Here is a 13,908-nt window from a genome sequence, read left to right as displayed (position 1 = left end):
ATATATATGACTGATTATAGTAAGTCTAGCCACACCGTATTTTACCACCGCTTCCATATCGTTTGGATTACTAAGTATCGATACAAAGTACTCACAGGTAACCTCAGGATTAGAATTAGAGAAATTATTGCTCAGGTAGCAGAATATCTTGGTATCAAAATCATCAATGGAATATTATCTGCCGATCATGTCCATATTATGGCTGAAATTCCACCTCATATATCCATTAGTCAGTTTGTTAAAGCAGCTAAAGGACGTTCATCATATAAAATTCAGCAAGAATTTCCTGAAATTAGAAAAACTTACTGGGGACGCCACTTTTGGGCTAGGGGCTTCTTTAGCTCAACCAGTGGTAATGTCACTGATGATATAATCAATAACTACATTAACAATCATTCAGATGCACATCAGCCTAATAATGTAATGAATATCTCTTTAGAGTAAATCCGTGACTTCTAGTCGCAACTTCAACCTACCAGCTTCAGCTGGTTAGTTATTGAGTAATAATTTTGGCGTTGAAAGAATAAAATATTTGCTTGCTGATAGAGAATTTATGAATAAAGAATGGTTAGACTTTCTGATAAATAACCATCTAAAGTTTGTTATTCCATTAAAAATGGATCATAAAATTCGTCTTACAAAAGGTTTAAGAACTTTAACCATTGAAAGAATATTTAGTGATGTTAAAGCCTTATACCAATTGCAATAATTAACGCAGTGGTGTAAAATGGGTTTTTAACTGATAAAGGTACTCAAATGGCTAGGTTAATATTACCACAAGGTTTTCATGGTCATGATTTTATAAAAATGATGAAACATGAGCCGCATGGTCGAAATCGTATACGTTTATTGGCGATGTATCACCTTCAATTAGGCAAATCTTTAAAAGCCATATCTGAAATAGTGAAGTCACACTGGAAAACTGTGCAATCATGGCTCAGAAGATTTAGGAATCATGGTTTTGAAGGATTATTTGAATCACAAAGAAGCGGCGCCCCTAGGAAGATTAACACTATACAAGAGTCTGCTCTTTTTGATAAAATCAATACGCTCAGTGAAAGTAAAACTGGTGGGTATATAACTGGAAAGGAGCTACATATCATGTTACTTGAGGAATATGGTGCTAAATGCGCTTTAAAAACAGTCTACAATACTATGCACCGCCTTGGTTTTAGCTGGATTATTTCTCGTTCAATGCATCCAAAGTCAAATCAAGAGACTCAAAATACATATAAAAAAACTTCCCAGACATGTTAACAAAATTATTACCAAAAAATATCGATAGATGTAAAGTTGATATATGGTCTCAGGATGAAACTCGAGTTGGGCAACAAGGTAGCTTAACTCGTATATGGGCTAAGCGTGGCACTAGACCCCGTAAAGTTCGGCAACAGCAATTCATTTCAACATATATTTATGGAGCTGCTTGCCATGATACAGGAGAAGCTTTTGCATTAATTTTACCATATGCAAACACACAGGCAATGAATAAATTCTTAGAAGAGCTTTCTCGCAGTATTCAAGGCAACCGACATATAGCTTTACTAACGGATAATGCAGGTTGGCACACAGCCAAAAAACTAACTGTGCCAAGCAATATCACTTTGATACCGCTTCCGCCCTATGCACCGGAACTTAATGCAATGGAACAAGTTTGGGAATGGATCAAAAATCATTTCTTGTCTAACCAATGTTATGGTGTATATGAAGATATCGTCACTATGGCTTGTTATGCTTGGAATCAATTTGCTCATAATGTAGATTTAGTAAAATCAATTATGTATAGAGACTGGATAAACACACCGTGTTAATTATTACAATTGGTATTAGAGTATAGGGCTTGTAGTGGTATATTATGGAATAGAAAGGTTAATTTTACCGCATATAGAAATGATAAGAGCGAGCTGATGGTTCTGGTGTCTTCAATTGAAATAGAGCAAGATATTTTTGCTTTATATAAATTTCGTTGGAGTGTTGAACGACTATTTTTGCACCTAAAAAGCGGTGGTTTTGATATTGAAAAAAGTCACATTGTAAAATTGGATAGATTTGAAAAATTATTAGTGATAACTGCTATTGCTTCAGCTTTAATAGTCAAAAATGGAATAATACAAAATGCCTTAAATCCCATCCGAATAAAACGGTACAAAACCATTGAAAGACAATTGTTTTCATTATTTACCTATGGCTTTGATCATATCAAAAATGCTTTTTATCAATCTACAACAGCCATAACGCAGCTAATATCCACATTATTAATACCTCCCAAACAAAAACTTTTTTCTATCCTAATACCATCTTTACAAAAATTGTAGGGTACTATGGACTGAGAGTCACTAATCTCCGCTGAGAATAAGCAACAGGAGGTATTAATGGACTCTCAATCACTATACCAAATATTATACATATTTTTAGATTGGCACCCAGCACGAATTAAAACATTTGCAGAATTAATTTGTGCAGTAGTAAAAGCTAAAACTGTGAGAATCAAAGAATTAGCACTGTATGTCGCTTCTAAAGGCAATTTGCATGCCAAGATTGTTAAAGTTGAGCGTTTGCTTTTAGAACAAAATATGTGCTTTATAAGTTTAGGAAAAATTATTGTTAAATTGCTCTGTCTAACAGGTAAAATTAGCCTTGCCATAGATAGAACCAGCTAGCAATTTGGTATTAAAAATTTGAATTTTTTTGTTGCAACCATTGTATATGGTAATATTTCAATTCCTATAGCATGGTTGTTACTTGATAAAAAAGGCAACTCTTCTACTAATGAAAGAAAGAAATTGATTGAGCAAATTTTAACAATTATACCTAAGGAAATGATAGAGCTTATCCTTGCCGATCGGGAATTTGTTGGAGAAGAATGGTTGCAATATATGGTTGGAATCCAAAAATTACCTTTTGCTATTAGGCTAAGAAAAAGCGAGAAAGTCAAGCATTTCAACGGTGGCAAGATGAAGTTGAATAAATGTTTTGCCGATATGCAAATAGGTAACACTAAAACTATAGAAAGCAAAATTTACAATGGTATGGCAATTAAAATAACTTGTTTGCAATTAGAAAGAGAGCAACTATTTATTGCTAGTAATGTCCTTATTGGTGAATGTGCTTTGCTAGCATATAAGCAAAGGTGGAGCATTGAGCGATCTTTTCTGTCTCTCAAATCATCTGGATTTAATATTGAAGATACCCACATTACAGATCAAAAAAAGCTAGAAAAACTATTTGCAATAGTATCTTTATCCTTAGCTATTTGCGTGCTTGCTGGTGACATTAAGAACAAAATTTATCCTATAAAGATCAAAAAACATGGTCGTAAATTATACTCATTATTTACTTATGGATTTGATTGGATAAAAGATTATTTTTATAACTCGTTAAGTGATACCCCTGCTATGTTGTTTTCATTACTACGAAAACACATTATGATTGCTTTTCAACTTCAACAATAACTGTGGGGTACTATGGTCATCCCCACGTCTAATTTGTCATTCCCGCGTAGGCGGGAATCTATAATACCTCAGGCTTTTTGGGCATTTTAGATCCCTGCTTTCGCAGGGATGACACTAAGTCGAGCAGGGGTTACACAAAAATGGATTGCCGCGTTACTAGTAAAGTAGCTCCCTGCAATGACACAGGCGGGTTAGCTAGGGCTTTGTCTAGTTAAGACTCTATGTAAGAAAATAGAGCAAAATATGGTGAATATAACAACTATGCCTAAATTAAAGAAGGCTATATATAAAAAACCTTCTTTATATATAGATAGTGACTCCATAAAATCTACTTCTCCTCCGATAGACGGTACCGACATAAATTTTGCTATTACAGTGCCTAGTAAATTTGAAAATGCCAGTGATAGCATTAATATACCCATTATAAATCCACGTAAGTGTTTTGGAGCAAGTAAAGTTGTTTTGGACTGTACTAATGGTCCTATGCAAAGCTCTCCTAAACTCATAAAAGAAATAGCAATTACTAAATATAAATATCCTACTTTACCATTACTATCAGCATTTACGCAACCGATATAAAGAATAAAGAAACACACAACTAAGGTCAAAAGACCTAAAATTAACATTAAAGTTGCATATTTCTTATCAAACTTCATGTAAGTGCCTAACAAAGAACCAAATATTATTATAGAGAAAGGATTTATTGCTTGTGATACTGAGGCAGGAACTATGGTACCAAATACTTCCTTGACCACATTTCTTTCGGTAAATAGGTTAATAAGAGACCCAAGTTGCATTTCCAACGCAAAAAAGCACATTAATAAAAAGATCATCATCGATAAGGCAATTAGATTTTGTCTTTGAATTGTTGGAGACTTAAATATAATATAGCCAAATATCCCAAATACCCCTAAACCTATAATGCTAAGCATATTAGCAAAAAATTCAGCAAATATTAACATTTCAGAAACAAGAAATGCTAGAAATATAGTGCTTACTATTATTATAGTAAAAGGATTCGACCTCAAGAAAAATCTTTTTTTCATGAGATGTGGGTAAGGTGATAGACCATTATTACCTAGTAAATTCTGAAATTTAACAAATATAATAAGTCCAATTAACATACCTAGACCAGCTAAACCAAACCCATAGTCCCAACCAATAGTACTTGCCACATAACCACAGGAAATAGAAGCTAAGAATGATCCTAAATTTACCCCAACATAGAATAAGGTAAAACCTCTTTCTCTATCTGGATCATTTTCTTTATAACAGCAACTTAGCAAATTTGTAATATTACCTTTAAATAAACCTGTTCCTAATGCTAATAGTGATAAGCCTAAATATACAAAAATTGGGTCTGATCCTACTAAAGTCATACAAATATGACCAATTGTTATAATTATACCGCCAATTATTACCATATTACGAAATCCCATTAATTTATCAGCTAAAAAGCCTCCGAGTACCGGACCGGCATAGCCAATAGCGGCAAATAAAGAATAGGTGGCATAAGCATTAGCATCACTAAATCCTAAATGTGATGTAAGAAATAGCACCAGCAAAGCTCTCATGCCATAATAGCTAAAACGCTCCCACATTTCAACGAAAAATAGAAGTTTTAGGTGTTTAGGAAATATTTTAGTTTCTTTAATATTATCGATATCTAGATTATCTATATCTAGTAAATCAACACAATTACTCATCGTGAACCTCAATGCATTTTTATATCAAACCAATTGTTAATGATTTAATCTGATATATTAAGTTTAAAAAAGTCACTCTTAGCAGAACATTTAAGATTTATTATTTTTAAATGAGGATTATAACACCCCTCAAGTGTCTATTAGCAAGATCACGCAAGTAGGTCGTGACAATACCTTCTGGCGTCATTGCGAGCGAACATACGTGAGCATGGCAATCCATGAAGCTTGTTATATGGATTGCTTCGTCGCTACTAAGTAGCTCCTCGCAATGACGTTGGATGGTTAAACCTCCGCAATGACGAGAGGATAAAACAATAAAAAAAACAAACAAATGCTTGCTAAAAGCAAATAGTAATAAAAATTTTAAAAAGTAGAAAAATATGGATTAATGGCTAAGACACCAAAACATGGTGGTATGATAAAATGAGGATGTCGGATAAGAAAAATTTAAATTTTTGGAAATTGCCGGTAATTGTCGTTCTAACGATAATCTTAAGTCTTTTAACATAATAACTCCTTTATAATTTTGAGTGTTAACAGCATAATAATTATACTGAGATTTGAGATTATCTCATAAATTCATAATATTGTCTAGAATTAATTATAATTTAGTCAATTAATGAGATGATGTTTTTTCTTTTTTCCAATATAATTTCATTCCTTCATGCGTTGCTTTAAAACCAAGTTTTTCATAAAATTGCTTAGCTCTTGGACGTTTTTTATTAGTTGTCATCTGAACAATAGACACCCCTTTTGATTTACCATACTTCATGGCACTATTCATCATCCATTCGCCTAAATGTTGCCCTCTATAGTCTTTTGCAATGCGAACAGCTTCAATTTGCATTCTTGTTGAACCTATGAAAGTTAGTGATGGCATAATGGTCAAATGGCAAGTGCCAACGATTTCTTTATCCATTTCCATTATCATCAAATATTGATTTGGATCGTTATCTATCCTGTGGAATGCATCAATATAAGCTTGATCCAATTTTTCTGAAAATTGTTCTCTTGTTTGCCCAAGTTCATCTTCTAAAAGAAGGTTAATAATTACTGTTAAGTCAGCAATTGTTGCTTTGCGATGGGTAAGGTTTGAGTCCATTTTCCTAATCAGTTCGATTAATCTCAGCTTGCTTCAATAATTTATCAACTTTATCGGCATTATCAAATCCGTGATCATAATGAAAACGAATTTCTGGTGAATATTTTAAATTAATTTTAGCAGTTATAAAATTTCGTATAGCATATCTTGAATTATTTAAAGATTCAGTAAGTTGTATTTTATTAAAAACCGTATTAAACGGCAAAAAGTAACAATCTGCTACTTTTAAATCAGCCGTAACTAAGACTTTGGTAATAGTTACTGGACAATTAATCAACCGTTCATCTAACATCTTACCACGTCTTAGTACTTCCACCAATGCTGCATTTATTAATGTTGCAACTTTTTTTTGTCTTGAAGATTTTTCTCTATCGGAAACTTTTTGCATTTACAATAATTGTTTTTTTTCTTCAATAATTTCAAAAACTTCTACAATATCAAATTGTTCGATATTCTCATAATTTTCAAAAGCGATACCACATTCAAAGCCTTCATGAACTTCTTTGACATCATCTTTAAAACGTTTGAGAGTTTTGAGTTTTCCCTCATGAATAACGATATTGTCTCGTAACAAGCGAGTCCTAGCACCTCTTTTAATAGTACCTTTAGTAACATAACTCCCAGCAATTTTTCCAACTTTCGAGACAGTGAATATTTGCCTGATCTCGACTGTACCAATATGTTGCTCACGAATAATTGGTGAAAGCATACCGCTGAGTATTGATTTAACATCGTCTAGTAAATTATAAATAAGAGAGTAATATCTAATATCCACTTTTTCTTTTTCTGCCATAACAAAAGCATTATTATTAGTTCTAACGTTAAAGCCAATAATAATAGCATTGGATGCTTTAGCTAAGGTAACATCTGACTCCAATATTCCACCTACTGCATGGTGTAAAATTCTTACACGAACTTCATCATTTGGTAGCTTTAATAGGCTAGTAACAATTGCTTCAATCGAACCTTGCACATCGCCTTTAATAATTATCGGTAACTCTTTTATCATACCAGTGTTGCCAGAGGCTTTTAGGAATAATTCTTCTAGGCTTGATCTTTTGGTAACAGAAATTTTCTTTTCTTTTGCCAGGCGTTCACGATATTCTACAATATCCCTAGCTTGTTTTTCATTCTGCACCACATTAAACTGATCGCCTGCCCGCGGAGCTTCATTTAAACCATAAATCTCTACTGGTAAACTTGGTTCTGCCTCGGTAATATCCACTCCCTTATCATTATTCATTCTCTTAATTTTACCGTATTTCGTTCCGGCAACTACTATATCTCCATTTCTTAGAGTACCACGTTGTACCAATATAGTAGCCACAGCTCCTTTACCTTTATCAACTTTTGCTTCTATGACCACACCAGCAGTGAGTCCGCTAAAGTTAGCCTTAAGATCTTGCATTTCTGCCACTAATAATATAGCATCTTCTAACTTATCTAAATTAGTTTTCTTCAAAGCGGAAACCGGTACAATTATAGTATCGCCACCTAATTCTTCACTAACTAAATCGTACATTAACAGATCATTTTTAATTCGGTCAAGATTAATATCCGGCTTATCGATCTTATTTATTGCAACAATTATCGGGACATTTGCTGCCTTAGCATGATTAATTGCTTCAATCGTTTGCGGCTTGATTCCATCATCTGCTGCAACTACTATAACTACTATATCAGTTACCTTAGCACCTCTAGTCCTCATCTCTGAAAACGCTTCATGCCCTGGAGTATCAATGAAAGTAATAGCCCTACCATCAGGCAATGTTACCCGATAAGCACCAATATGTTGGGTGATGCCACCTGCCTCTTGACTTGCCAAATCAGTTGATTTTAAAGCGTCAAGTAACGAAGTTTTACCGTGATCGACATGTCCCATAATCGTTACAATAGGAGCTCTATGCTTTAAATCTTCTTCTTTATCAGCTTCACTAATCAATATATTCTCAACATCGGATTCTTGTACCCTTTTTACTGTATGCCCTAAGGTCGTAGCAATAAGTTCAGCTGTATCTGTATCGATTGTTTGGCTGGTCGTAGCCATGATGCCAAGCTTCATCAACTCTTTTATAACATCAGTTGCCCGCTCAGACATTCTATTGGCTAGATCTCCGACAGAAATGGCTTCAGGAATAATAACTTCTCTATACACTTTGTCGGGTGTTTGTTGATAAGCTTTACGTTTTTCTTTTTCCCTTGCTCTTCTTATTGAGGCAAGGCTTCTAGTCTTACCGGCATTATTACTTCCGTCTGCATCAAGCATATTGAAAATATCTGCCTTTTTTAATTTTTTAGGCTCCTCAATTTTAACCTTTGGTACTACTATTTTATTATCATCAGCCTTATCTGTTGAAGAAATATCTTCAAGTGCAACACCGAAATGGCTTTGAGAACCAATCACTGGTGATCTAACAAATGGCTTAGATAGGTTTTTATCTTGTGCAGATGGAGTTGCTAACGTAGGAAGTACCTCAGGATCATTTTCAATATTTTGTGACTCATTTTGCGGAGTTTGAGAATGAACATTTTCTGGCTGGGTATTTTCTATAGTATCTTCTTCTAAATCGTTTTGTGACGTAGATTGATTGATACTTGCCAGTTTACTAAGAGTACTAATCTTAGTATCGATAATCTTAGATTTTGCATCTTCTGCTGCTTTTTTTAAAATAGTTAGCCGTCTATTAAATTCCTCCCCAGCAGCAGATTCTCCACTCTGAGCAGTAGAACCATTAGACCAAAGTTTGTTAAAAGATAAAGCACCAGTTGTAGTGCTACTCTTCCTGACTTCTACAATGGTTTTTGCAGAACTAACAAAGCCCCTAGTAACATTAGTAGGTTGAGAGGGCTTGTTAAGTGAGAGTTTTGAACCACCAAGTGTTAATTTCTTTGGTTTAGGTTCTTGGTCATACGTCATAAATATTAAACCTTTAAATAGCAATTATATATGCTAAAGTTTTGTAAATAGTTTTGCTATCTGAATAATCATCAGATATAGTCAATTGATGAGAAGTTGGTGACGTCGTCGCTCAATGCTCGCCTATTACTTATAGGCGTCGCTCCATCGTTCCTAGCACCAAATTCCCCTGAATTGACTATATACCTCAATTCTGAATTAGCTAATTTTGTTGCTAATGCTTTACTGGTAATATTTTAATTATATCAATAAAATCCTTAACACTAATACTTAATATTAAATTATTTACAAAATTATTCATAATAGCAAAAATGTGTCGTTCTTACTTCGTACAGAACCTTATATCCGCCTATGCGGGAATGACAATTTATGGATTGCTTCGTCGACCTATGGTCTCCTCGCAATGATGGCTAAAGCTTACGCACTCCTTCCAATTACATTTTTTGGGTAAAAGCACCTCTGTCATTGCGAGACCACGCTAGTAGGTCGTGGCAATCCATTTCTAATCACCTTTCTGGATTGCTTCGTCAACCTAAGGACTCCTGGCAATGACGGTTTCTCAATTATTGTTTCTTAAACTGACGCTTATGCGGTCTTACTCGCAATAACGCTGTTGGATATAATTTCCCAACTTCAAACAACTTGCTCATTATCAGCAATACGAGCCGTACGAATTAGTAATTCGATATCGTTATCTGCCATATTAGAATTAGTAACTAATGATTTAAACTCATTAACTGTTAATTCTCCCAAATCTTCTATAGTTTTTATACCATATTCAGCTAATTTTAATATAAATTCCGGTTGTAAATCCAATATATCAATTAATTCTTGTTCAACACCTAAATTCTCAAGCTTAATAATAATTTTTTCATTCTTAGCATTTACATAATTTATTGATCGCTCAATGATCTCAGCTGCTAATTCTTCTTCAAATCCTTCAATATTCATTAAAGTTTCAATTTTACTAGAAGCTAACTGTTCTAAAGAAGTAAAACCTTGAGCAGATAATAGTTGGGCTATAACTTCTTCAACATCCAATGATTCCATAAATAACTCGGTAGCAGAACGAAACTCATCACTTCTTCGTTTAGATTCTTGATCTTCGGTCATTATATTAATATTCCAGCCAATAAGCTTAGATGCTAGACGAACATTTTGACCTCTTCTACCGATTGCCAGACTCAAATTATCTTGAGAGACTACTACGTCAACCATATTCTTATCTTCATCGATGACGATTTTTGCAATTTCTGCAGGAGCCAGTGCATTCATAATAAATTGGGCAATATTCTTGCTCCATAATATTATATCTACCTTTTCACCATTAAGCTCATTAGTAATAGCCCTAATCCTATTACCTTTAATTCCTACACATGAACCTATAGGATCAATGCTGGAGTCAGAAGCGAAGACTGCAACTTTTGCCTTTGACCCAGGATCACGGGCTATAGCTCGCAATTCAATTACATTATCATAAATCTCTGGAATCTCTAATTCAAGTAATTTTATTAGCATTTGGTCATCGCTTCTAGATAGAAAAATTAGCGGACCTTTAGACACTAATCTTACATCTTGTACATAAGCTTTAATACGGTCATTAACCTTAAAATTTTCTCCTCTAATTAGCTGATCCTTTTTAATTATTGCCTCAGCACGACCAAGGTCAACTATAATATTATTAAACTCTATTCTCTTAACAATGCCGTTTAAAATCTCACCTTTCTTATCTTTAAAATCTTCATATTGTTTTTCTCTTTCCGTTTCACTAACACGTTGTATTATTATCTGCTTAGCTGTTTGAGCTGCAACACGTCCAAGATCAATAGGTGGTAAGAGTTCATAAATCTCATAGCCAATTTTAGCATCATCTTTCTTTTCGATAGCATCATTTAAAGAAATTTGAGTAAAATGATCCTCTACATTATCTACTACATTCAGGACTCTAAAAAGACTAATATTACCATTCTTTCTGTTAATTTCAGCTTTTATATTATGTTCATTGCCATATTTTTTACGTCCTGCAGCCTGTACAGCCTGTTCCATTGCCGAAAGCAAGGCTTCTTTAGGAAGGTTCTTTTCTCTAGCTACAGATTCTATGATCTGTAAAATTTCTATGTTACCAATATTGACCATAATGTCACTGCCTTTTAAGATTTTTTATTCATTAAATTTTTGAACATTTCATCTGTTAATACCAAAGAAGTCTTTTTTATCATATCAAATGAAAATACTATATCTTTACCATTACTATTCAGATAAATTTTGTTATTTTCAGCTTTAATTATCTTTCCCTGATATCGAGTTTGACCATTTAGTAATTCTTTTAATTTTATGGTAGCTTCTCTACCGATAAATCTAGTATAATCTTCAAATTTTATTAATGGACGTTCGATACCTGCTGAACAAATTTCTAAAAAATATTTATCATTAATTATATCTTCAACATCTAAGAGTGCCGAGATATTTCTACTAACATTACGACAATCTATTATATTTACCTTATTGCCATCTAATCTATCTATTAATACTTCAAGTACTTTATGGCTTGAACCCTTTAAAGTTACTTTTACTAAATCAAACCCAAGGTCTTTTAGGTTATCCTGGATAGCATTAATAATTTGTTGCTCTATAGTTTTCATTACAAAATAAAAATATTTAAAGGCGTTAATAAAAAAGGTGGGTTAACCCCACCTTTGCTCTTCACAACAATCAACTTATCCATATAAATACAATATTTTTGTGATATTAGCAACAATTAAAAATTCACCTTACGCATGGTATAGTCAATTCAGGAGAAGTTGGGGACGTTGTCGCTCAATGCTCGCCTATTACTTATAGGCGTCGCTCCATCGCTCCTAGCCCCAAATTCTCCTGAATTGACTATATTTAAAAGTCATATAGAAAATAACTTAACGTCATTGCGAGAAGCCACTTTAGTGGCATTGAAGCAATCCAAAAAACTATTAAATGGATTGCTTCGGAGGCTTATGTCTCCTCGCTAATAGACAGCACGATGGGTGCTTATTCGGCACTAATTCAGGTTAATTGACTATATGCATAAGGTGAGTTAAAAATTATCATTAATAATGGTAATTTTGCCATAGTAAGCTAGTATATTTAGGTAGCGATTACAATTATTTGCAAGTTATTAGTTACATAAGGATTTATCTTATGCTATAATACAATTAATAAAGAAAATAGGTCTGTACTTTAAAATATACCGATCAAATGCAAATAATATGATAAAGAATTGAAATTTAGGTGTTACAATGAAGAAATTAATAATGTTACTGTGTTTTTCTTGTTTTTCAAGCATAGCATTTGCTAGTGGTTGCACTACTCCAGCTGATGCTGCTGCTTCAGATACTGAAATAAAATTAGAAGGTTTTTTTGGTTTCCAATCTGGTTATAGGAATCAAGGAAAATTGTCAGGAACAAGTAAAAATATTACTGATAATAGGAAAAATCTTGCATTTTATACGGAAGCTGCTTTTATGGCTACTGCCAAACAAGAATTGAATGATGTGACAGTTGGAGCCAAAATAGTTTTATTAACAACCACTAAACCAAAACTTTCTGCAGCTTACAATGGTTCTCATATTTTCTTAGACACAGATTATGGTAAAGTAGAGTTAGGGACTCCTCATGATGCCGGTTCTAACATGAGTGTTAGAACCGGCTCAATTGTGGCTGGTGCTGGTGGTTGGGCTAAATTTGCCGTATTAAATGATGACAATATGAAGTATCAAGGTCAGCTACCAGAATTTGATACTTTTCCTGGTACTTTTCAGATAAGTTCATACTCCAATAGTTTTGATGATATAAGCAAAGGAACTGAGGCATCTAGAAAAGTTTCTTACTATACCCCGGAAATGCAAGGTTTTCAGTTTGGTATTTCTTATATTCCTGATTCAGCAAATACTGGTGGTAATCGTAGTCTAAAAAACTTAGACGATAAGGGTTTGAGTAAATTAGGGGTTGGGGTAACTAAAGTAGATTTACAAGGCGTAAATGGTGCCAAAGGCAATCAGATAATTATAAATCAGAATGTCAAAGATGCGATTTCTGCTGGGATATCCTATAAATATGAAATTATAGATGATGTATCAGTACAGGTGGCTGTTACAGGGGAGTATGCTAAACCAGCCGATAAAATTATAGTGTTAGATCCAGATAGCAATGTATTATCTAGAAATAAGCTATCAAATCTAACTGCTTACAATTTAGGGGCAGTCTTTACTTATGGTAATATTTCTTGTGCAGCTTCTTATGGTAGTTTAGGTAAAAGTTTGACTTCAAAAACGTATCATAAAGTTGGTCGTAACACACAATATTATAATGGAGCAATTGCTTATGGGCAGGGTCCTATGAAAACAAGTGTTTCTTATTTTAGATCGTTGAAATATAAAAATACTGTCGATTCAGTAAGTGTTGGTACTCAATATTTAGTAACACCAGGGTTATTGCCTTATGCTGAAATATCTTATTTTCAAGCTAAAGGTCGACCAGTTTATTTTGTTGAAGCTCCTAAGAAAAAGACTAGAGGTACTGTTGCTCTTATTGGTGCAAGGCTTAAATTCTAGTTTTGTCCTTTAAGATCTTAACATATACTTGCAGTTTTACTGCAAGTATATGTTAGAAGACTATTACTGTATTTTCGCCGAAAAATAGCTCAAAATATAATTAATTAGTTATCGCAGGCAGACTCCTAGCCAGCAATTGCAAATA

15 protein-coding genes are annotated in these 13,908 nt (G+C 33.7%); 8 read left to right on the top strand and 7 right to left on the bottom strand.

Annotated features, from left to right (window positions below):
* Positions 1–6 precede the first annotated feature (6 nt).
* From tnpA to NBW66_RS13150, 7 genes are read left to right on the top strand one after another with little or no spacing between them, the layout of a single operon-like run.
* Positions 7–444: an IS200/IS605 family transposase gene (gene tnpA, locus NBW66_RS13180; protein WP_250310592.1), complete on the top strand. Its 438-nt coding sequence runs from the start codon at positions 7–9 to the stop codon at positions 442–444.
* Between the two features lie 52 nt (positions 445–496).
* Positions 497–709, top strand: coding sequence for a hypothetical protein (locus tag NBW66_RS13175; protein ID WP_250311256.1), 213 nt, complete (start codon positions 497–499; stop codon positions 707–709).
* 47 nt (positions 710–756) lie between these two features.
* A complete protein-coding gene (locus tag NBW66_RS13170; RefSeq protein WP_250311255.1) occupies positions 757–1,257 on the top strand; it encodes a helix-turn-helix domain-containing protein in 501 nt (166 codons plus the stop codon).
* Entirely contained in the window at positions 1,251–1,811 is a 561-nt protein-coding gene (locus tag NBW66_RS13165; RefSeq protein ID WP_250310543.1) for an IS630 family transposase, read from the top strand. Before NBW66_RS13170 ends, NBW66_RS13165 begins: the two co-directional genes overlap by 7 nt.
* Before the next feature lie 9 nt (positions 1,812–1,820).
* Positions 1,821–2,315: a transposase gene (locus NBW66_RS13160; RefSeq protein WP_250311254.1), complete on the top strand. Its 495-nt coding sequence runs from the start codon at positions 1,821–1,823 to the stop codon at positions 2,313–2,315.
* A 57-nt stretch (positions 2,316–2,372) separates the two neighbouring features.
* Positions 2,373–2,660: a hypothetical protein gene (locus tag NBW66_RS13155; RefSeq protein WP_250311253.1), complete on the top strand. Its 288-nt coding sequence runs from the start codon at positions 2,373–2,375 to the stop codon at positions 2,658–2,660.
* 18 nt (positions 2,661–2,678) lie between these two features.
* Positions 2,679–3,452 (top strand): IS4 family transposase, encoded by a 774-nt coding sequence (locus NBW66_RS13150; protein WP_250311252.1) that lies wholly within the window; start codon positions 2,679–2,681, stop codon positions 3,450–3,452.
* Between the two features lie 191 nt (positions 3,453–3,643).
* Here the strand turns inward: NBW66_RS13150 and NBW66_RS13145 are convergent, their stop codons facing one another.
* From NBW66_RS13145 to NBW66_RS13115, 7 genes are all read right to left on the bottom strand, one after another.
* The gene (locus NBW66_RS13145; RefSeq protein ID WP_250311251.1) at positions 3,644–5,158 is read right to left on the bottom strand and encodes a peptide MFS transporter; all 1,515 of its coding nucleotides are present in this window, start codon (positions 5,156–5,158) and stop codon (positions 3,644–3,646) included.
* Between the two features lie 616 nt (positions 5,159–5,774).
* Positions 5,775–6,260, bottom strand: a complete 486-nt coding sequence (locus tag NBW66_RS13140) for a GNAT family N-acetyltransferase (RefSeq protein ID WP_250311250.1) — start codon at positions 6,258–6,260, stop codon at positions 5,775–5,777.
* A gap of 4 nt (positions 6,261–6,264) precedes the next feature.
* Entirely contained in the window at positions 6,265–6,648 is a 384-nt protein-coding gene (gene rbfA, locus NBW66_RS13135; RefSeq protein ID WP_250311249.1) for a 30S ribosome-binding factor RbfA, read from the bottom strand.
* Positions 6,649–9,177: a translation initiation factor IF-2 gene (gene infB, locus NBW66_RS13130; protein WP_250312207.1), complete on the bottom strand. Its 2,529-nt coding sequence runs from the start codon at positions 9,175–9,177 to the stop codon at positions 6,649–6,651.
* 71 nt (positions 9,178–9,248) lie between these two features.
* The gene (locus NBW66_RS13125; RefSeq protein WP_250311248.1) at positions 9,249–9,368 is read right to left on the bottom strand and encodes a palindromic element RPE2 domain-containing protein; all 120 of its coding nucleotides are present in this window, start codon (positions 9,366–9,368) and stop codon (positions 9,249–9,251) included.
* 442 nt (positions 9,369–9,810) lie between these two features.
* On the bottom strand, positions 9,811–11,313 hold the full coding sequence (nusA, locus tag NBW66_RS13120; RefSeq protein WP_250311247.1) for a transcription termination factor NusA: 1,503 nt from the start codon (positions 11,311–11,313) through the stop codon (positions 9,811–9,813).
* A gap of 14 nt (positions 11,314–11,327) precedes the next feature.
* Entirely contained in the window at positions 11,328–11,819 is a 492-nt protein-coding gene (locus NBW66_RS13115) for a ribosome maturation factor RimP (RefSeq protein WP_250311246.1), read from the bottom strand.
* A 630-nt stretch (positions 11,820–12,449) separates the two neighbouring features.
* Between NBW66_RS13115 and NBW66_RS13110 the strand changes: the two genes are divergently transcribed.
* Positions 12,450–13,763 (top strand): porin, encoded by a 1,314-nt coding sequence (locus tag NBW66_RS13110; protein ID WP_250311245.1) that lies wholly within the window; start codon positions 12,450–12,452, stop codon positions 13,761–13,763.
* Positions 13,764–13,908 lie beyond the last annotated feature (145 nt).

The sequence above is a fragment of the Rickettsia endosymbiont of Oedothorax gibbosus genome, assembly GCF_936269705.1.
GTDB lineage: Bacteria > Pseudomonadota > Alphaproteobacteria > Rickettsiales > Rickettsiaceae > Tisiphia.
This window is presented reverse-complemented; position numbering and strand designations above follow the sequence as displayed.